16 protein-coding genes are annotated in these 19,279 nt (G+C 56.0%); 8 read left to right on the forward strand and 8 right to left on the reverse strand.

Translation table 11 applies throughout. The features are described 5' to 3' along the window. Window positions 1-25: 25 nt before the first annotated feature. The 4 genes from IEI94_RS14350 to IEI94_RS14365 form a co-directional block, all read right to left on the reverse strand. The gene (locus IEI94_RS14350; RefSeq protein WP_318153403.1) at window positions 26-1,099 is read right to left on the reverse strand and encodes a transporter; all 1,074 of its coding nucleotides are present in this window, start codon (window positions 1,097-1,099) and stop codon (window positions 26-28) included. 42 nt (window positions 1,100-1,141) lie between these two features. Beyond that, window positions 1,142-2,506 carry a sigma-54 interaction domain-containing protein gene (locus IEI94_RS14355; protein ID WP_191167974.1) on the reverse strand — a complete coding sequence of 455 codons (1,365 nt, stop codon included), beginning with the start codon at window positions 2,504-2,506 and terminating at the stop codon, window positions 1,142-1,144. Between the two features lie 295 nt (window positions 2,507-2,801). Beyond that, complete coding sequence (locus tag IEI94_RS14360) at window positions 2,802-4,154, reverse strand: sigma-54 interaction domain-containing protein (RefSeq protein WP_224750149.1); 1,353 nt, start codon at window positions 4,152-4,154, stop codon at window positions 2,802-2,804. Between the two features lie 28 nt (window positions 4,155-4,182). Continuing rightward, window positions 4,183-4,878 carry a LuxR C-terminal-related transcriptional regulator gene (locus tag IEI94_RS14365; protein WP_191167975.1) on the reverse strand — a complete coding sequence of 232 codons (696 nt, stop codon included), beginning with the start codon at window positions 4,876-4,878 and terminating at the stop codon, window positions 4,183-4,185. A 374-nt stretch (window positions 4,879-5,252) separates the two neighbouring features. Between IEI94_RS14365 and rdgB the strand changes: the two genes are divergently transcribed. From rdgB to IEI94_RS14385, 4 genes are read left to right on the forward strand one after another with little or no spacing between them, the layout of a single operon-like run. Next, window positions 5,253-5,855 carry an RdgB/HAM1 family non-canonical purine NTP pyrophosphatase gene (gene rdgB, locus IEI94_RS14370; RefSeq protein WP_191167976.1) on the forward strand — a complete coding sequence of 201 codons (603 nt, stop codon included), beginning with the start codon at window positions 5,253-5,255 and terminating at the stop codon, window positions 5,853-5,855. After that, a complete protein-coding gene (gene hemW, locus IEI94_RS14375) occupies window positions 5,855-7,018 on the forward strand; it encodes a radical SAM family heme chaperone HemW (RefSeq protein ID WP_191167977.1) in 1,164 nt (387 codons plus the stop codon). Before rdgB ends, hemW begins: the two co-directional genes overlap by 1 nt. A gap of 40 nt (window positions 7,019-7,058) precedes the next feature. Continuing rightward, complete coding sequence (locus IEI94_RS14380) at window positions 7,059-7,733, forward strand: OmpA family protein (RefSeq protein WP_191167978.1); 675 nt, start codon at window positions 7,059-7,061, stop codon at window positions 7,731-7,733. A 60-nt stretch (window positions 7,734-7,793) separates the two neighbouring features. Next, entirely contained in the window at window positions 7,794-8,645 is an 852-nt protein-coding gene (locus IEI94_RS14385) for a 23S rRNA (adenine(2030)-N(6))-methyltransferase RlmJ (protein ID WP_191167979.1), read from the forward strand. A 49-nt stretch (window positions 8,646-8,694) separates the two neighbouring features. Here IEI94_RS14385 and mnmE read toward each other — a convergent pair whose 3' ends face one another. The 4 genes from mnmE to rpmH form a co-directional block, all read right to left on the reverse strand. Then, window positions 8,695-10,065, reverse strand: coding sequence for a tRNA uridine-5-carboxymethylaminomethyl(34) synthesis GTPase MnmE (gene mnmE, locus IEI94_RS14390; protein ID WP_191169606.1), 1,371 nt, complete (start codon window positions 10,063-10,065; stop codon window positions 8,695-8,697). 102 nt (window positions 10,066-10,167) lie between these two features. Next, the gene (gene yidC / locus IEI94_RS14395) at window positions 10,168-11,856 is read right to left on the reverse strand and encodes a membrane protein insertase YidC (RefSeq protein WP_191167980.1); all 1,689 of its coding nucleotides are present in this window, start codon (window positions 11,854-11,856) and stop codon (window positions 10,168-10,170) included. Window positions 11,857-11,953: 97 nt separating this feature from the next. Beyond that, window positions 11,954-12,361, reverse strand: coding sequence for a ribonuclease P protein component (gene rnpA, locus IEI94_RS14400; protein ID WP_191169607.1), 408 nt, complete (start codon window positions 12,359-12,361; stop codon window positions 11,954-11,956). 13 nt (window positions 12,362-12,374) lie between these two features. Beyond that, window positions 12,375-12,509: a 50S ribosomal protein L34 gene (rpmH, locus tag IEI94_RS14405; protein ID WP_010626003.1), complete on the reverse strand. Its 135-nt coding sequence runs from the start codon at window positions 12,507-12,509 to the stop codon at window positions 12,375-12,377. 522 nt (window positions 12,510-13,031) lie between these two features. On the opposite strand from rpmH, the gene dnaA reads away from it, so the two are divergent. From dnaA to gyrB, 4 genes are read left to right on the forward strand one after another with little or no spacing between them, the layout of a single operon-like run. Further along, entirely contained in the window at window positions 13,032-14,501 is a 1,470-nt protein-coding gene (gene dnaA / locus IEI94_RS14410; protein ID WP_191167981.1) for a chromosomal replication initiator protein DnaA, read from the forward strand. A 47-nt stretch (window positions 14,502-14,548) separates the two neighbouring features. Then, window positions 14,549-15,652: a DNA polymerase III subunit beta gene (gene dnaN / locus IEI94_RS14415; protein ID WP_191167982.1), complete on the forward strand. Its 1,104-nt coding sequence runs from the start codon at window positions 14,549-14,551 to the stop codon at window positions 15,650-15,652. A 23-nt stretch (window positions 15,653-15,675) separates the two neighbouring features. Continuing rightward, window positions 15,676-16,806: a DNA replication/repair protein RecF gene (recF, locus tag IEI94_RS14420; RefSeq protein WP_191167983.1), complete on the forward strand. Its 1,131-nt coding sequence runs from the start codon at window positions 15,676-15,678 to the stop codon at window positions 16,804-16,806. Between the two features lie 3 nt (window positions 16,807-16,809). Next, entirely contained in the window at window positions 16,810-19,230 is a 2,421-nt protein-coding gene (gyrB, locus tag IEI94_RS14425; RefSeq protein WP_191167984.1) for a DNA topoisomerase (ATP-hydrolyzing) subunit B, read from the forward strand. Window positions 19,231-19,279 lie beyond the last annotated feature (49 nt).

Raw genomic sequence — 19,279 nt, forward strand, 5'->3', positions numbered from 1 at the left:
ATCGCCAACCTCTCGTATTCAGCGATCAATACATGCCCATGCCGAACGGAATACGTAACGTAATCACGGTGTCCGGTGCGTCATCGGTAACCCCGAGTTCGAGTCCCAAGTTGACGGACATCTCGGGTTTTATCTGATATGACCAGCCGAGCAGTAGTGACCCAACATTAAGACTACGTGAGCTTTGAGTCGTAGAGTTTCCATTAGCACCGATGAATTGTGTCTTGGTATTATCGATAAAGTCATGTTTATATCCCATGCTGAATGAAGCACGTTCGTTGATAGCATAGCCCATACCAAAACTAATTCTAATAGCATCTCCGGGATCCACGTCGCCGATAGTAATATCGTCGTTGATGCGCTTGTTTATACTGTCTTTCATATTATAAAGATAACCGATGTTGGCAAAAAATACGGCAGGGTCTGATGGATAAAGAGCCGTGACGCTAGGCTCTATAGAGTGAAAACCCGAGCCTGTAGCCAACTCCCGTTCAATGCCTCCATCATCACGGCGGATATCGAAGGGGCCATCGCCTGTAGTGGTCTTGTAGCGAAGGTTGGCAATAAAGTATGGCCAATTGTTCTGTCCGCGGTTTATCTGGTAGCGGGCGGCTAGTTCAATATCCCCGAGACCGTTGCCTGATAAATCTCTGTCAATGTCGAACTGGCCGGCGTCGCTCCCATCTACTGTAGGAACGGTGGCAAATAGGGTATCACTGCGATAAACATATGGCACTTTGGCTTCCAACTCCAGGCGGTCGCTAACACCCAGTCGACCGGTGACCGCGGCAGTCCAGGTATCGCGATTGGCCTCCTCGGCACTGAACACGCCGATTAGCAGTGTGCTGAGAATCTCGATTCCCTGAAAGGTCAGGCGATTGACGCCCGCATGAGAATACTGCAGCGATGGTTCTATGATCAGCTGTCCGCGCGGCGTGAGCACTCCGCCGAATTCTGTGATCGCCTGCACATCAGGCTGGTTGATTGTTTCGGGTGGTGCCTGCCCAACTGGCTCTTGCTGAGCGTAGACGAGCTGGGAGGCAAACAGTGAGACTGCCAGCGGCATTGGGGCGATGATTTTTGATATTTTAGTGTTCACTTTTATTTTCCCCTTATGACATGAGTTTAAATTTTTATCACTTTAATGGCTGTATTTTACGCCTTCGTAGTTAAGCATATTATATTTCTTGGCTAGTCGATAGAATGTGACTCTTGAGATGCCCATCTCCTTTGCAGATTGGGCTATGTTGTGCGCATTTTTGATGAGAACGTTTTTAATCAAACGACGCTCTGCCGCGCATTTTATTTCATTTAATGAAGGAGGGGTGTGCTTTTTATGGTTGTTTTTTATATTGATGTCCTCAGGCATTATTCTTTTGCTATTGGAGAGTGCAGCAGCACTCTTTATCTTGTTAAGCATTTCACGAATATTGCCTGGCCAATGGTAATATCTCATCAAGTTGATAGTGTCTGGATGAAAGCCTTTTACTTGAGTCGGATAGCGAGATGCAACATCATCAAGTATCTGGTTGGCTAGTACTTCAATATCCGCCTTACGTTCCCTGAGTGGTGGTAAATTAATGACGATAGTGTTTAGTCGATGAAAAAGGTCGAGTCTAAAATAGCCATTATTAACAGCCTGTATAAGATCGACATGGGTAGCTGACACGACTCGTACATCGACGGATATCTCATGACTACTGCTGAGACGCTGGATGCTCCGTGACTCCAGGAAACGCAGTAAGTTGGCTTGAAGAGGAGTATTCAGGTCTCCTATTTCGTCTAGAAATAATGTGCCGCCGGAGGCAGCCTCAATGTGACCAACTTGGTGCTTACTGGCTCCGGTAAACGCTCCTTTTTCATAGCCAAATAGTTCGGATTGAATCAGCTCATCGGATAATGCACCGCAATTCAAGGCAATGAATGGCCCCGATGCTCGAATTGATAAGTCATGTATGGCTCGTGCGACCAACTCCTTGCCAGTTCCGGATTCGCCTAGAATCATGACAGGGGCCTTACTATCACCGATTCGGTGTAGTAGGCGAAATATTTTTTTTACCTTGGGTACATAACTCTTGAGGATGATTCCATCAACATTGATGGAGTGAATATCGCGGATCCTATTCTTAAGCGCCACTTGATGACAGGCACTATCGAGTAAATAACCAAGAGTAGCGTCGTCAATAGGTAGTGAAAAAACACAATGCATCAAACAAGCGAGTTCATTTAAGAATGGGTTTGATCGATTCTTAGCTGGCACAATCCCTAGCCATACTATATTACTGCTACATAAGAAGTTTTCGATATCTTTCCGTGGTAATGATAGTAACTCATGTATTGCGATGATGCCGATTCCATCATGAGGATTCACCCACATATCAGCATCAGCGGTATTGATAGTATCATAGCAACTTGTCTCCCCTCCTAGTGATGCAATGCTGTCAACGAGTAAAGCTTGTTGTGCCAGATTCCGGCTGATCACCACTACGCACTTGCAGAGCGACATCTGATACTCCTTGGTCATCTACCTTGGTGTGAAGCGGTGCTCTACTACTAACGCTCAGGTCTCTGTTAGACTGGTTGCCCCGTTTAGTTTTGTAAAGTTTTGTTCTTCTATGATTGTTGTGATTTTTCTATATATAATTGTCTAGTGTACGGAATCATAATTTTGATCTGTAAGGACATATTGATAATTTATCAAGAACACTGATGTTTCAGCATGAGGATAGTAACATCAGCGCACAATCACAGATTAGGCAGGTCAGCCATTGGAGCTAATGTGGCTGTTATGGCATGTAACATTAGAATGGCCTGAATTTATGCTTTTCCAGAAGGCGATAGAGTGTGACCCGCGAAATATTAAGCTCGTTAGCAACGCGGCTAAGGTCGTTGGAGTGATTAACTAGTGAATCACGCAGTGCCTGGTATTCTGCGTGATTTCTTACCTGCTCTAGTGATGTGATATGACGTTCGTGGTGGCGCTGATCAAGCCCTAAATCAGCAGGTGTCAATAGTGGAGACTCACTATGTAGCATACCCCTATGTATGCGGTTCATTAGTTCGCGTATATTACCAGGCCATTCGTGGAACTGCATAACATCAAGTGCTTCTTGACTAATTCCTTTTAGTCTGCAGGACGATTCGTTTTGAAACTTATGGTAAAAGAAATGAGCTAGCATTTCTATATCTTCTTTTCTCTCTCTAAGTGGTGGGAGATTGATTTCCAAAACGTTAAGTCGGTGGTAGAGATCTTCACGAAATACGCCTTTCTCGACTGCTTTGAGGAGATCTACATTAGTGGCAGCAACCACTCTCACGTCAACGTGAAGTTCTTTTCTACCGCCTACACGCATTATTCTCCCACTCTCCAGGAATCGCAGCAGGTTAACCTGCAGTGGGAGAGGGAAGTCACCAATTTCATCAAGGAACAACGTACCGCCTGATGCTGTTTCTATGTGTCCCTTGCGTTGTTGATAAGCCCCGGTAAAGGCCCCTTTTTCATAGCCATAGAGTTCTGACTGTATGAGACTTTCGGGCAGTGCCCCACAGTTTACTACCACAAACGGAGCATTAGCCCGCGTTGATGCTTGATGAATGGCATGTGCGGTAAGTTCTTTTCCAGTGCCGGATTCACCGTTAATCAGTACGGGAGCATCGATATTAGAGAACCGGCTTACTCTATCGGAAAGTTCGTCAATAGTTTTATATGTGCCGACCATCTTTAGCGACGTACTGTCCTCCAATACATTTGACTCATCAGGTTGTTGGCATGCGTAGATTTCCTGAATCTTGCTAAGTAGAGTATGCACTCGATTGGCACTGCATGGCAGTATTTGATGGTAGTGGCACAGCCGATCAAGCATACTGCTAATAATAGGGTCAGTGGTGATGTCTTCGCTGTCCAGCAGGGCCAGCCATAGTACCTCACTGGAATATAGCGTATATCGCAACTGCATCAGCCTGCTTTTATTTAAAACTGTTCCTCGATCAATAAATACCAAACCGATGGGCACTTGCATTTTTACATTTATCGGAGTGTCTGGTGTTTCTTGCAAGCGGAATATCTTCCACTTATGTTTGTTTTTAAGTTTCTTTGTTATTTCATGACAATGGATGCTCTCTCCTAGCAGTGCTAGCACTCTATCATCCATCATCGCCTCTTCCCCATGTGCCGATGATTACTCAATGGTGGTTGCGTCTAACGTCACCTCGCTTGTTGCCTTGCAATGGAACTCTGGGAGTAGCCATCAGGTTCTTTTTAGCCCAGTTCATGGCCTGTATCCTGTTATGAACTTTGATTTTCCTGAATATATTATAGATATGAGATTTGACGGTGTGCTCGCTGACGAATAGCTTCTCGGCTATTTCGAGATTGGAGTCACCTGATGCCAGTAGACTGATAATTTCCATCTCGCGTTGAGTCAGTCCGCAAGCCGGGCGGAAAATGCTTAACTGCTGATGGCGATAGAAATCGATCAGCCGAGTCATCAGTGAGCGCGACATCCAGAAGTCGCCCTCGATCAAAGCGCTAATTCCTTTGCAGATCAGAGCAATCGAGTCATTTCGGTAAAAAACGCCATGGATATGCAGCATACGCATGATATCCATGGCATGATCTTCGTCTTGAAGGTTGAAGACAGACATTATCTTCGATGGACTCTCCATGCAGGATAAGTGCCATTCATGCATGTCACTCTCACTAGCATGATCGGCATCAATAAGCAGTACCGCGCGCTGATAGGCCAAGTCTTGATGGTGGGCCTCTGGTGGCAGTATACCGACACTGCAGCCCACTTCGTTCTTGATATAGTCGACGAACAGCTGTGACTGTGGGTTAGAGTCGGTGATCAGAAGCACCATCGTATGTTCTGGATCCATGATGCCTTCCCCTGAAAAAGTACTCCGTTACGCGGATACCCGATAATGCCGTGTTTGGTCTTTATAGTATGTATCACCATCTCAGTTTTGTAAATAATAGTAACCTGCGCAACTTTTTTGTTCGCATCTCCATCTGTTATCACTACTTGAGATAGTATTTAATTTATTTTAAATCAATGCTTTATATCAAGAGACATTATTTTTCTAGCATTGACCCGTTGAGGAAAACCACGTTGCCTTATGTTTTTTTGTGCTTTCCTTGATCTGGTCCATGAGGTGCTTATCATGCTCGTCAGCTGCATCTGGCTAGGCTATTTCACCTGACTATCGCCGCGGCGTAGAATGAGCCGCGCCTGTTCCACGAGGAGACCCGCATGTCGCAAGCGTCCATCATAGTCCTGGCCAGTGGAAATACTGGAAAAATCAACGAATTCAACCAGTTGTTAATGCCCCTGGGGTATGAGGTCAAGCCGCAGGCAGCGTATGGTGTCGTCGACGTCGAGGAGACAGGACTGACGTTTGTCGAGAATGCGCTGCTCAAGGCACGCGAGGCGAGTCGCGTCAGCGGCTTGCCTGCACTGGCCGATGATTCAGGACTCGACGTGGATGTGCTGAACGGGGCGCCGGGTATCTATTCGGCGCGCTATGCCGGTGAACCCAAGAGCGACGACGCCAATAACCGTAAGTTGCTGGAACAGTTACTAGAGGTCCCGGAAGGTGAGCGTACGGCGCGCTACTGGTGTGTGCTGGTCTATCTTCGCCATGCCGACGATCCGGTACCACTGATTGTTCAGCAGCACTGGGAGGGTGAAATACTGGCGCATCCGCGCGGTGAAGGTGGCTTTGGCTACGACCCGCTATTCTGGGTGCCTGAGGTGGGCATGAGTGTCGCTGAGCTTTCCGCGGATGAAAAGAACCGCTTGAGTCATCGGGGCCTGGCCATGCAGGCGCTGCTTGCTCAGCTGTCGAGTCATTGATGTCGCTTCCACCGCTTTCTCTCTACGTGCATGTGCCCTGGTGCGTGCGCAAATGCCCCTACTGTGACTTCAACTCTCATGGGGTGGGGCATGGCGCCGATTTGCCTGAGCAGGCGTATCTGGCCGCTCTACTTGAGGATCTCGAAGATGAGTTGCCCCACGTCGCTGGGCGTGAGCTTGTCAGCATATTTATTGGCGGAGGAACGCCGAGCCTGATGTCGTCGCGCTTCTATCGTGACTTCTTCTCAGTGCTGCGGACGCGACTCGACCTTGCAGAGGATTGTGAAATTACTCTCGAGGCCAATCCTGGTACCTTCGAGCAGGCGCGCTTTGCCGGTTATCGTGAGGCGGGAATCAATCGTTTGTCGCTTGGTGTTCAGAGTTTTCAGTCTGCACAGTTGTCGGCACTGGGGCGTATCCATGATGGCGACGAGGCGTACCATGCCGTCCGTAATGCCCGGGAGGCGGGTTTCGATAACCTCAATATCGACTTGATGCACGGTCTGCCGGGACAGGATACCGAAGGTGCTCTGGCGGATCTGGACACGGCGTTGTCACTGCTACCCAGCCACCTCTCCTGGTATCAGCTGACGCTGGAGCCGAATACCGAATTCTACTCTCATCCGCCGCGGCTGCCCGAGGAAGAGCAGTTGTGGGATATCCAGGACGCTGGCCATGCTCGGCTTGCTGCAGCAGGTCTTGACCAGTATGAGATATCGGCCTATGCCCGGCCGGGGCAGCGTTCCCGTCACAACCTCAATTACTGGCGTTTTGGCGACTATCTCGGGATCGGTGCGGGTGCCCATGGCAAGCTTAGTCGGGTAGATGATGACGGTGGCTGGATGATCCAGCGGCGCTGGAAGTCTCGTCAGCCAGAGGCCTATCTCCGTAGGCGTCGAGATCCTCGCGGCTTTGTTGCTGGACAGCGCACCTTGACGGCAGAAGAGTTGCCGCTGGAGTTCGCCATGAATGCGCTTCGACTGACACAGGGTGTGCCGTTGACGCTATGGGAGGCGCGGTCTGGTCAAGCCTCTGCAGTGCTGCTGTCCCGACTTGACGCAGCGCGGAAAAAAGGACTTCTTGTGGAAGATGCCGATCAGCTGCAAGCTTCGGCTCAGGGTCTATTATTCTTGAATGAACTGCTGGGCTCAATTGAGATCTGATCAGCGGTTCTTACCTCGACGTTCAAGGAGTTACTACGCCATGCGCAAGACACTTCGTCTGGCCACATCTCTGGCTGCTGCCCTGTTGGTGGTAGGCTGTGCGACCAACGATCCCTACGGAGGGCAGACCCAGCGAAGCAGCACCGTGACCGGCGCCGGCGTCGGCGCTGCGGTGGGGGCTGCTGCAGGTGCGCTCAGCGGCAGTGGTAGCACTAGCCGCCGCGACCGGGCGCTGATCGGCGCCGCAGTGGGCGCTGCCGCCGGCGGCGGTATCGGCGCCTATATGGATCGTCAGGAGGCCCAGCTGCGGGAGAGTATGCGCGGCACCGGCATTGAGGTCGATCGCCAGGGCGACGATATCGTGCTCAATATGCCAAGCAGTGTGACGTTCGGGTTCGACTCCAGCGAGCTGACCAGCTCGGCACGCACGGCCCTGAACGATGTCTCCGATGTGCTGCGCGAGTATCCGGAAACCCGAATCAACATTTCCGGCCACACCGATAGCACCGGCTCCGCCGACTATAACCAGCGTCTCTCCGAGCGGCGCGCGGAGTCAGTGGGTAACTACCTTGGCCAAAGCGGCGTTGATCGCTCGCGACTCAGCATGCGCGGGTACGGCCTGACTCAGCCGGTGGCCAGTAATGACAGCGAGTCGGGACGGGCGCAGAATCGCCGGGTGGAAATCACCCTGACGCCGATGCAGCAGCAGATGTAATTCCGCATCGTTCTTACCAGCCCGTGGGCGCTCGCCTGCGGGCTTTTTCATGGGTGATTCATGCTTGCCTACCAGCACGCCTACCATGCCGGTAACTTTGCCGATGTGCACAAGCATCTGACGTTGCATGCGGTGACTCGACATCTATTACGTAAAGCGTCACCGGTTACGTATATCGATAGCCACGCCGGGCGAGGCCTTTACCCCTTGGGCGCCGCGGAGACGCGCAAGCTGCAGGAGTATCGCGACGGAGTAGCCCCCCTGTGGCAGAGGCGTGAGCGACTGCAAGGATCGAGCCCGCTGCTTGACGACTGGCTGGCGGCCTTGAGCGAGGCACAGCAGGGGGAAGGAGAGCTAAGCCATTACCCCGGCTCGCCGTGGTGGCTGGCTCGTACGCTGCGCGCTCAGGACCGGCTACAGCTGTTCGAGCTGCACCCCGGTGAACATGCTGAGCTCGAGCGTCAACCGCTGCCTGGCAATGCCAGGCGCAGCTTCGGCGATGGTCTGAGCGGGTTGCGCCAGTGTGTGCCGGTATCCACGCCGCGACTATGCGTGTTGATTGACCCCAGCTATGAGCGAAAGCAGGAGTACCTTGAGGTCGCCGATGCGCTGTTGGAGATCGCTCGCAAGGTGCGGCATGCATTGGTGATGGTGTGGTACCCGCTGCTGCCGGCGGCGAGGCACCAGGCGCTGCTCGATGCACTGCGCGCCTCGGGCCTGCGCAAGCTGTGGCGCAGTGAGCTGGTGCGTCACGCACCCGGCGACAGCCGCCACGGCATGTACGGCAGCGGCATGCTGCTGTTGAATCCGCCGTGGGGGCTCGACGCCGCGCTTGGCGAGGCCCTTGAGCTGGTTGTCCCACTGTTTGGCGATCAGGCTCAGCAACGCGGCGAATGGTGGGTCGAAGAGTGACCAGCCGCATATTGTTGGGGTCTTGTGTGGCCACGCTGCCCAGATAGCGTCACTTGCCAATGCAGAAGCTGCCGAAGATCTCGCCGAGCAGATCGTCGGCGCTGAACTCCCCGGTGATCTCGCCGAGGGAGTGCTGGGCATCGCGTAGGTCTTCGGCGAGCAGCTCGCCCGCGCCGTAACCGGCCAGTTGGGCTTCGCCGTTGGCGAGGGCCTGCCGAGCGCGATCAAGGGCGTCCAGGTGACGCCGCCGTGCCGAGAACCGCCCCTCGGTAGTAGCGTTGAACCCCATTACCGCTTTGAGATGTTCCTTGAGTGCATGGATGCCTGCGCCGGTCTTGGCCGAAATGCGAAGCACCGGGGTGCCGGCAGCATCATCGACACCCGCCGGCTCACGGCTGGTGTCGACCTTGTTGCGTACCAGCGTCAGGCGGTCAGGATCGGCCAGGCGTGCCACGAACTCGGGCCAGATGGCCATCGGATCGGTGGCGGCGGTAGTCGTGGCATCGACCAGCAGGAGCACCCGGTCGGCCTTGGCAATTTCTTCCCATGCGCGCGCTACGCCGATCTTCTCCACCGCGTCGGGGGTGTCGCGCAGCCCCGCGGTATCGATCACGTGCAGCGGCATGCCGTCGAGGTGGATATGCTCGCGGAGCACGTCACGGGTGGTGCCCTCGATCTCGGTGACGATGGCGGTTTCCTGTTCGGTCAAGGCGTTGAGCAGGCTCGATTTGCCAGCATTGGGGCGCCCGGCGATCACGACACTCATGCCTTCGCGCATCAAGGCGCCCTGGCTGGCGGAACTGCGTACTTCGTTCAGTTCGGCCTTGACCTCATCGAGCATTGCCGCGACCTTGCCATCGGCCAGGAAGTCGATCTCCTCCTCGGGAAAGTCGATCGCCGCTTCGACGTACATGCGCAGCTCGATCAGGCGCTGTACCAGCGCCTCGACCCGCTGGGAAAAGGCGCCTTGCAGGGAGTGCAGGGCGTTCTCGGCGGCGGCCCGGGAGCTTGCCTCGATCAGATCGGCAATGGCTTCCGCCTGGGCCAGGTCGAGCTTGTCGTTGAGGAAAGCGCGTTCGGAAAACTCACCCGGGCGGGCCAGGCGCGCGCCCAGCCCCACACAGCGTTCGAGCAGCAGATCCATGATCACTGGTCCGCCGTGGCCCTGGAGTTCCAGCACGTCTTCGCCGGTAAATGAATGGGGGCCGGCAAAGTAGAGCGCGATGCCTTCATCGATGTTGCCCTGTGTGCCCTGGAAGGGGCCGTAGTGGACGCGCCGCGGGGTTGGGCAGTGGCCTACCACGGCTTCAGCGATGGTGCCGCTGAGCGGCCCCGAGACGCGGATGATGCCTACGCCCCCGCGTCCGGGGGGCGTGGCCAGCGCGGCGATGGTGTCCTGAGTATATAGGCGCTCGGGCATCGGGAATTCCTGATCGTGGGAGACGAACATTGTCTCGGGCATGGCCCATAAACGCCAGACCCCCGCGTTGAGCGGGGGTCCGGGAGTGGCATGGATGCTGAGTTACTTGGTCTTCATGCCCTTTCCAATGCTGGGGTCGTTCTCGATCTTGCGCGTGATCGCGTACTGCTGAGCGATCGAGATGCAGTTGTTGACCACCCAGTAGATGACCAGACCTGCCGGGAACCACAGGAAGAAGAAGGTGAAGACGATCGGCAGCATCTTCATGATCTTGGCCTGCATCGGGTCCGGCGGCGTCGGGTTGAGCAACTGCTGAACGAACATCGAAGCGCCCATCAGGATCGGCAGGATGAAGAACGGGTCCTTCACCGACAGATCCTGAATCCAGAACATGAACGGCGCATGTCGCAGCTCCACCGACTCGAGCAGCATCCAGTACAGGGCGATGAAGACTGGCATCTGTACCAGGATCGGCAGACAGCCACCCAGAGGATTGATCTTCTCTTTCTGGTAGAACTTCATCATCTCCTGGGACATCTTCTGGCGGTCGTCGCCATACTGCTCCTTGAGCCGCTGCATCTCCGGTCCCAGCTTGCGCATGCGGGCCATGGACTTGTAAGCCTTGGCCGAGAGCGGCCACATGACCAGCTTCACCACGATGGTCAGGAATACGATCGACCAGCCCCAGTTGCCGATCAGGCTGTGGATCTGGTCCAGCAACCAGAACAGCGGGTTGGCAATGAACCATAGCCAGCCGAAGTCGACGGTCAGACGCAGGTTGGGGGCTACCTGCTCGAGACGCTCCTGGATCTTGGGGCCCATGTAGAGGGTGGCGCCCAGACGGCTTTCGCCCTCGGCGGCGATCTGCGTCGAGGGGCCGGCAAAGGCCGCTACGGTGCGATCGCGAGAGTCGGTGGTACCGTAGTAGAGGTTCTGCTGATTCTGTGCCGGCGCCCAGGCGGTAGTGAAGTAGTGCTGAATGATGGCCACCCAGCCGCCTTCCACGTCGCGGTTGTCGAGGCGGCCGCGGCGTATGTCATCGAAGTCGACCTTCTCGTAGCGATTGTCCGGCGAGGAGAAGGCTGCCCCCAGATAGGAGCTCATGCCGAGCGCTACGCCGCTGGTGGGGTCGGGACTATCGTCGCGTGCCAGCTGGCCGATAAAGCGGGCGGTTACCGGCTCATCGGTGTTGTTGGCCAGGTAGTAGTTGACGTCGACCGCATAGTTATCGCGTTCTAAGGTGTAGCGCTTGATGACGTCAACGCCGTTGACCTGCGCGGTGAGGTCGACGGTGAGACTGTCTTCCCCCTCCTCAAGGCGGTACTCGGTCTGCTCGACGTCGAAGCCAATGCGCCCCGAGTGGCCATCGAGCTGAAGGCCCGACTTGGCCACATAGCTGCGCGACTCGCTGTCCGAGAGCAGCACAAAGGGCCGATCAGAGTCCAACGTCAGCTTATGCTGGGGCAGCGCGGCATAAACGATATCGCCGCCCTGAGGGTCGATCCGTATGTCGAGCACGTCAGTGACGACCGCGATCAGGTCGCGGCTGCGTGTATCGCTCTCGGTAGCCTGGGGCAGTTCGCTTTCCACGGCCTCCTGATCGACGCTGGGAACGCTCAGGCCCCCATCCTCGTCGGGCTCACCGCTTTCGACCTGCGGGGCACCACCGTTGGTAAAGGTGGGGGCGTCCGGCTCAGGCGCTGCCTGGCCGTAATCCTGGTTCCACTGCACGACCAGCAGATATGCCAGTACGGCTAGCGGAACCAGCAGAAGTAGTCGTTTTACGTCCATGAGGGTCCTGCCCGATGGGTAATGAACATTCTAACGGCGACATCAGCATCAGCGGTGCAGATACACACGAAAGCCTGCCAGGGGCAGGCTCGGGGCGTCACCGCGAAGACGGCAAAGGGGTGTCCTGACTGACGGCGGCCATCGACTGTTTGCGTACATCCTTTTCCAGACGCCGCCACATGCCGTACAGCTGGCGATGCAGGGTGTCGTTGTCCAGTTCGTGTACGCCTCGCCGGGAGAGTACCACGATGTCGACAGCGGGAAGACGATGTTGCTGTAGGCGGATGGATTCGCGAACGAGTCGTTTCAAACGATTGCGATCCACGGCCAAGCGCACGTTCTTCTTGCTAAAGACCAGACCCACGCGCGGATGTCCCCGCGTATTGGGGCTTGCCAGAGCCAGCAGTCCTTTGCCGTGAATCTTGAACGCCGCGTGATCGAAGACGTGTCGGTACTCCCCGGCATTCAGCAGTCGCAGACGCCGGGGGAAGCCCAGACAGGACACTCGCAAGCCGAGATCAGGCGCTCAGACGCTTGCGGCCCTTGGCGCGACGACGCGCCAGAACGGCACGACCATTCTTGGTCGCCATGCGGGCACGGAAGCCGTGCACGCGCTTGCGCTTGAGAACGCTGGGTTGAAAAGTGCGTTTCATAACTATCGATTCCCACGTGGTTAATTGGACGGAACGTCAATGGTGAGGTGCCCTGGCTCCGGCGGGGAACCCGGGGTAATTCGGTTCAAGACCGGGCATTTTAGTGAATTCGGCCGGCGGGTGCAATTTTTCCTCACGCTCTATGCGCGATGCTGGGCTTCTGAGCAATAACCAGACACCTGTCGGGACGCGATGGCATGGCGGTGGGGCAGGAAAAATCTGTTATCAAGTCTGGGGGTATTTTGTGGATAAAAATATTTAGTTGATATATTACAGTAAGTTGTGTAGCGCGCTAGTGAGCGTGAAATGCGATGGATATGTATCGCTCGTATCGTGTCGATTCTGATCGTCAAGCGGTAAGCAGGTGTCTGCATACTCGTTCTTTCGGCACTGATGCGCTGGTCTGGCACCCACCAGCCAGTCGAGTTTTCCACAGTGCCTGGGCGTCGCTTTGGCGTGTGGATAACTTGTGGCTTGAGCGATACAATGGCCGGTCATTCATCAACAGGATGGTGAGGTCGCGTGTCGGTCGCTCTTTGGCAACAATGTTTGGATTTTCTGCAGGACGAGCTTAACTCGCAGCAGTTCAACACCTGGATTCGCCCCCTCCAGGCGGAACAGGGGGAATCCAACGAACTCTGCCTGTTGGCGCCCAACCGTTTCGTGCGAGATTGGGTAAGCGACAAGTACATCAAGCGAATCAATGAATTGCTACGTGAGCTGGCGCCTACCAAGCCCCCCAAGGTGACACTCGTCGTGGGGAGTCGGCGTGCTGCACCCAGCCCCCAGACCCGTGAGCTCGGCAATCCTGTGTCCGCGGCGCCGCGTCAACCGGTTGCCCCGGCGGTGCATACGTCACCGCGCGGTGATCGCGGCGACGAGCGCGACATCGAGGCGCTTCGCGATGAGCCGTCGCGCAGCTCCTCGCGCGGCGGTGAACGTCAGGTTCAAGTCGAGGGCAGCCTCAAGCACCATACCGGCCTCAATGCCAATTTTACCTTCGAAACCTTTGTTGAGGGTAAATCGAACCAGCTTGCACGCGCCGCCTCGAGGCAGGTATCGGAAAACCCTGGCGGTGCCTACAATCCCCTGTTCCTGTACGGCGGAGTGGGTCTGGGCAAGACGCATCTGATGCATGCGGTGGGTAACGCCCTCGCTACACGGCGGCAGAATGCCAAGGTGGTCTATCTGCACTCAGAGCGCTTCGTAGCCGACATGGTCAAGGCGCTGCAGCTGAATGCCATCAACGACTTCAAGCGCTTCTACCGCAGCGTCGACGCTCTGCTGATCGATGATATCCAGTTCTTTGCTGGCAAGGAGCGCTCCCAGGAAGAGTTCTTCCACACCTTCAATGCGCTGCTTGAAGGGGGCCAGCAGATGATCCTGACCTCCGATAGATACCCCAAGGAAATCAGCGGTGTAGAAGAACGGCTCAAGTCGCGCTTCGGGTGGGGGTTGACCGTTGCCATCGAACCCCCGGAGCTCGAAACGCGAGTGGCGATACTGATGAAGAAGGCCGACCAGGCCAAGGTCGATCTACCTCACGATGCCGCTTTCTTCATTGCTCAGAAGATTCGTTCCAACGTGCGTGAGCTGGAGGGCGCCCTGAAGAAGGTGATCGCCGACTCCCATTTCATGGGTAAGCCAATAACCCAGGACTTTATTCGCGAGTCGCTTAAGGACCTCCTGGCGCTGCAGGACAAGCAGGTGGGGGTCGACAATATCCAGCGCACGGTGGCCGAGTACTACAAGATCAAGTTGGCCGACTTGCTTTCCAAGCGCCGTTCGCGTTCGGTTGCTCGGCCTCGCCAGGTCGCCATGGCACTGGCGAAAGAACTGACCAACCATAGTCTGCCGGAGATTGGTGATGCCTTCGGCGGACGCGACCACACCACCGTATTGCACGCATGTCGCAAGGTGCAGTCGCTCAAGGAAGAAAGCGCGGACATCCGCGAGGACTACAAGAATCTGCTGCGGTTGCTGACCAGCTGATCGCGGCGATGCAAGCCATCGAAACTCAGGACAAGAGTGGAGCCTCCATGAAATTTTCCATCTCCCGCGAAGCCTTGCTGCGCCCTTTGACGCTGGTCGCCGGCGTGGTCGAACGGCGCCAGACGCTGCCGGTGCTATCCAACGTGCTGATTCAGGTCAGTGCCGATGAGCTGTCGCTCACCGGTACAGATCTCGAGGTTGAGCTGATCGGTCGCACAGCGCCGATGCAGGTTGACCAGCCGGGGGCGGCTACCGTCCCTGCCCGTAAGCTGATGGATATCTGCAAGTCGCTACCCGAACAGGCCGAGATAAGCCTTGCGTTGGAAGAGGGGCGAGCGGTACTGCGCAGTGGGCGTTCGCGTTTTACCCTGTCGACGCTTCCAGTGGCGGAATTTCCCAATATCGAAGAGGGGCAGGGCAGCGTCGAGCTGAGCCTACCGCGCGGCACCCTCAAGCATTTGATCGACGCGACGTCCTTTGCCATGGCTCAGCAGGATGTGCGCTATTACTTGAATGGCATGCTGCTTGAGCTGCGCTCCAACCTGGTACGTACCGTGGCCACCGACGGCCACCGCCTGGCCGTATGTTCGCGGCCGGTAGAGATCAGCGTTGAGCCGGCCCAGAAGCTGATCGTGCCGCGTAAGGGGATTCTCGAGCTGGTACGCCTGTTGGATGACAGCGATGAACCGGTAAGCCTGACGCTCGGCGCCAGTCATGTGCGTGCCCATACCGGTGATTTCACCTTTACCTCCAAGCTGGTCGACGGAAAGTTTCCCGACTATGAGCGGGTGGTTCCGAGGGGGGGAGACAAGGTCTTTATCGCCGAGCGAGCCGAACTGCGTCAGGTGCTCTCGCGCACCTCGATTCTCTCCAACGAGAAGTACCGTGGGGTGCGGCTCCATCTGGAGGAAGGCAACCTGCGGGTCATGGCCAATAACCCTGAGCAGGAAGAGGCCGAAGAGAACGTGGCGGTCGAGTACAGTGGTGCCGCCATGGAGATCGGCTTTAACGTCGGCTATTTGATCGATGTGCTGGGGGTGCTCGATGAGGACCGCGTGCAGATGACTCTCGCCGACCCCAACAGCAGTGCGCTGATGGAGGAGCCCGGCGGCGGCGATGCAATGTATGTCGTCATGCCGATGCGCCTCTAGGCACGGGGCTTTACGCCACGCCTATGACGATTGAACGTCTCGCCTTTCAGGGGCTGCGTAACCTGGCGCCCCTGGACCTGCGGCCTCACCCCGGAATTAACCTGGTTCTGGGAGCCAATGGCAGCGGTAAGACTAGCCTGCTGGAAGGTATTCATATCCTCGGCATGGGCCGCTCCTTTCGTACCCAGCAGCTTAAGCACGCCGTTGCCCACGACGATGACGCGCTGACGCTGCATGCACGACTAGCCGGTGATCCGCCTCTGCCGATCGGTATACGCCGCCAGCGCTCAGGAAGTGAGCTGGAGATGCGTATGGCCGGCGAGCGTGTCGCCCGTGTGGCATGCCTGGTCGACGCGCTTCCACTGCAGCTGATTAACCCTGATGCCTTCCGCCTGCTTGAGGGGTCGCCATCGGCGCGCCGCGAGTTTCTCGACTGGGGCGTGTTTCACGTGAAACATGACTTTTTTGACGTCTGGAAGGGCGTGCGGCGGGCGCTGAAACATCGGAACGCGCTATTAAGGCATGGTAGAATGGACGACCGCTCCCTGTCAGTTTGGGAGCACGAATTAGCACAGTGGGGCGAACGGTTAGACGCCCTGCGTAGCGATTACATGGCCGCCTTCGTCCCCGTATTTGAAGAAACGTTGGCGGCACTGCTGCCTTTGCCTGGCTTGTCATTGCGTTATTCGCGAGGTTGGGATCGGCAGCGAGCGCTGTCGGATGTGCTTGGGCAGAGCAGGAAGAGCGATAGTCAGATGGGCTTTACTCAGCAAGGCCCTCAGCGAGCCGACCTGCGACTTCGGCTTGAGCGTAGGCCCGCGGTAGAGGTACTGTCCCGCGGCCAGCAGAAGCTCGTCGTCAGCGCATTAAAACTTGCTCAAGGACGGTTGCTTGAGCAGCAGACAGGACGCTCTTGCCTGTATCTGATCGATGATCTGCCTGCGGAGCTCGATGCACGACATCAGCAGGTGTTTTGCCAATGGTTGGAAACAATGCGATGTCAGGCGTTCATCACCAGCGTCGAGCCCCAAGCTCTGTATGATGCCTGGCAGCCAGATACCCCTTTCAGTGTGTTTCACGTGAAACATGGCAAGGTCGTCCTGGATGACTCGGCGACAGTGACCCACGGAACGAAAGACTTCACGACGGAGTAGTCAATGAGCGAACAAGCTTACGACTCATCGAGCATCAAGGTCCTCAAAGGGCTGGATGCGGTACGCAAGCGTCCTGGCATGTATATCGGTGACACCGATGATGGTACGGGACTGCACCATATGGTGTTCGAGCTGGTGGACAACTCCATCGATGAAGCGCTGGCGGGCTATTGCAGCGAGATTCGCGTTGTCATCCACCCGGATGAGACGATAACCGTGAGCGATAATGGCCGCGGTGTGCCAACGGACATCCATGAAGAAGAAGGCGTGTCGGCCGCCGAAGTGATCATGACGGTGCTGCATGCTGGCGGTAAGTTCGATGATAATTCTTACAAGGTGTCCGGTGGTCTTCATGGCGTAGGGGTTTCAGTCGTCAATGCGCTGTCAGAGGAGCTCAAGTTGACGATCTGGCGTGCCGGCCAGGTACATGAGCAGATTTATCACCATGGTGTCCCTGAGGCACCACTGAGTGTGGTTGGTAAGAGTGAAAAGACGGGTACGCGGGTTCACTTCCGTCCGTCCCCTGAAACCTTTGGCAATATCGAGTTTCACTACGATATTCTCGCCAAGCGATTGAGAGAGCTCTCTTTTCTCAATTCCGGTGTGGCGATTCGCTTGCTCGATGAGCGTAGTGGCAAAGAGGAGCTCTTTCACTATGAGGGGGGGCTACGGGCTTTCGTCGACCACCTCAACACCAACAAGACGGCCATCAACCCGGTGTTTCATTTCAGCGCTGAGCGTGAAGATGGTGTCGGTGTTGAAGTGGCGATGCAGTGGAATGATACCTTTGCAGAGAATATCTTCTGCTATACCAATAACATTCCCCAGCGAGATGGCGGTACCCACCTGGCGGGCTTCCGTGCATCCTTGACCCGGACGCTGAACAACTATATCGAGGCCGAGGGCCTGCTCAAGAAGGCCAAGGTCAATACCGCTGGCGATGATGCACGTGAGGGGCTGACGGCGATCATTTCGGTGAAGGTGCCTGACCCCAAGTTCTCGTCGCAGACCAAGGAGAAGCTGGTTTCTTCCGAGGTGAAGACCGCTGTCGAGCAGGAGATGGGTCGTCTTTTTGCTGAGTATCTGGTTGAAAAGCCGGCCGAGGCAAAGGCGATCGTCAACAAGATGCTTGAGGCTGCGCGTGCCCGTGAAGCAGCGCGCAAAGCGCGTGACATGACGCGCCGCAAAGGCGCGTTGGATATCGCCGGGCTGCCCGGCAAGTTGGCCGATTGCCAGGAGAAGGATCCAAGCCTCTCAGAGCTCTACCTGGTAGAGGGCGATTCGGCGGGCGGCAGTGCCAAGCAGGGGCGTGATCGCCGTACCCAGGCAATTCTGCCGCTCAAGGGCAAGATCCTCAACGTCGAGAAAGCACGTTTTGACAAGATGCTCTCGTCGGCTGAAGTCGGCACGCTGATCACTGCCCTTGGCTGCGGCATTGGTCGAGAAGAGTTCAACCCCGACAAGTTGCGTTATCACTCGATTATCATCATGACCGATGCTGATGTCGACGGCTCGCATATCCGTACCTTGCTGCTGACCTTCTTTTTCCGCCAGATGTCCCAGCTGATCGAGAGAGGTCACGTCTTTATTGCACAGCCGCCGCTTTACAAGATCAAGCGGGGCAAGCAGGAGAGCTATCTTAAAGACGAGCAGGCTCTGATCGACTATTTGACTACTACTGCTCTGGACGGTGCACGGCTCTACGTCAACGCGGACGCGCCGGGTATTGCTGGTGAGCAGCTAGAGGTCTTGGTCAACCAGTACCGCGACGTGATGAAGCGTATCGACCGGTTGTCACGGGTCTATCCGAGCGAGGTGCTGCGTAAAATCGCGCACGCCGCAACCCTGGAGGCGGAAGAGAGTCTCAAGGACCGCGTGACCATGCAGCACTGGATCGATTTCCTTCAGAAGGAAATGGACGATGTAGTGGCTTATCAAGGCGGGCCGCGCTATACCTTCGAGCTCCAGGAAGATACTGAACGAGGCTTTTTCTTGCCGGCGGTTTCTCTGGCGGCACATGGCGTGACCACTGATTATGTCTGGGGTGTGGATTTCTTCCGCAGCGCTGACTATCGTGCTCTGGCCAAGCTGGGAGAAACGCTGAATGGCTTGCTCGATGAGAGTGCCTATGTGGCACGGGGCGAGCGTCAGCACCCGGTGACGACCTTCTACGAAGCGCTTGAATGGCTGATGAAGGAGGCCCAGCGCGGCTTCTCTATCCAGCGCTATAAGGGTCTGGGGGAAATGAATCCGGATCAGCTGTGGGATACCACTATGAATCCGGAGACTCGACGGATGCTGCGGGTGACCATCGAAGATGCTGTGGCCGCCGACATGATGTTCAATACCCTGATGGGGGATGAGGTTGAGCCGCGGCGCGACTTCATCGAGCGGTTTGCCTTAGTGGCTAATCTCGACGTGTGATGTTTCACGTGGAACATGTTGCTTAGCGCCAAGCAAGAGCCCCGACATC

Origin of the sequence: Halomonas sp. ML-15 (assembly GCF_014779595.1) — a bacterium.
Classification (GTDB): domain Bacteria; phylum Pseudomonadota; class Gammaproteobacteria; order Pseudomonadales; family Halomonadaceae; genus Franzmannia.

Excerpts from the sequence above, each read along its gene's own strand:
- IEI94_RS14355 (WP_191167974.1), bottom strand. The coding sequence starts at position 2,506 with ATGTCGCTCTGCAAGTGCGTAGTGGTGATCAGCCGGAATCTGGCACAA.
- IEI94_RS14360 (WP_224750149.1), bottom strand. The coding sequence starts at position 4,154 with ATGATGGATGATAGAGTGCTAGCACTGCTAGGAGAGAGCATCCATTGT.
- IEI94_RS14365 (WP_191167975.1), bottom strand. The coding sequence starts at position 4,878 with ATGGATCCAGAACATACGATGGTGCTTCTGATCACCGACTCTAACCCA.
- rdgB (WP_191167976.1), top strand. The coding sequence starts at position 5,253 with ATGTCGCAAGCGTCCATCATAGTCCTGGCCAGTGGAAATACTGGAAAA.
- hemW (WP_191167977.1), top strand. The coding sequence starts at position 5,855 with ATGTCGCTTCCACCGCTTTCTCTCTACGTGCATGTGCCCTGGTGCGTG.
- IEI94_RS14380 (WP_191167978.1), top strand. The coding sequence starts at position 7,059 with ATGCGCAAGACACTTCGTCTGGCCACATCTCTGGCTGCTGCCCTGTTG.
- IEI94_RS14385 (WP_191167979.1), top strand. The coding sequence starts at position 7,794 with ATGCTTGCCTACCAGCACGCCTACCATGCCGGTAACTTTGCCGATGTG.
- mnmE (WP_191169606.1), bottom strand. The coding sequence starts at position 10,065 with ATGCCCGAGCGCCTATATACTCAGGACACCATCGCCGCGCTGGCCACG.
- yidC (WP_191167980.1), bottom strand. The coding sequence starts at position 11,856 with ATGGACGTAAAACGACTACTTCTGCTGGTTCCGCTAGCCGTACTGGCA.
- rpmH (WP_010626003.1), bottom strand. The coding sequence starts at position 12,509 with ATGAAACGCACTTTTCAACCCAGCGTTCTCAAGCGCAAGCGCGTGCAC.
- dnaN (WP_191167982.1), top strand. The coding sequence starts at position 14,549 with ATGAAATTTTCCATCTCCCGCGAAGCCTTGCTGCGCCCTTTGACGCTG.
- recF (WP_191167983.1), top strand. The coding sequence starts at position 15,676 with ATGACGATTGAACGTCTCGCCTTTCAGGGGCTGCGTAACCTGGCGCCC.
- gyrB (WP_191167984.1), top strand. The coding sequence starts at position 16,810 with ATGAGCGAACAAGCTTACGACTCATCGAGCATCAAGGTCCTCAAAGGG.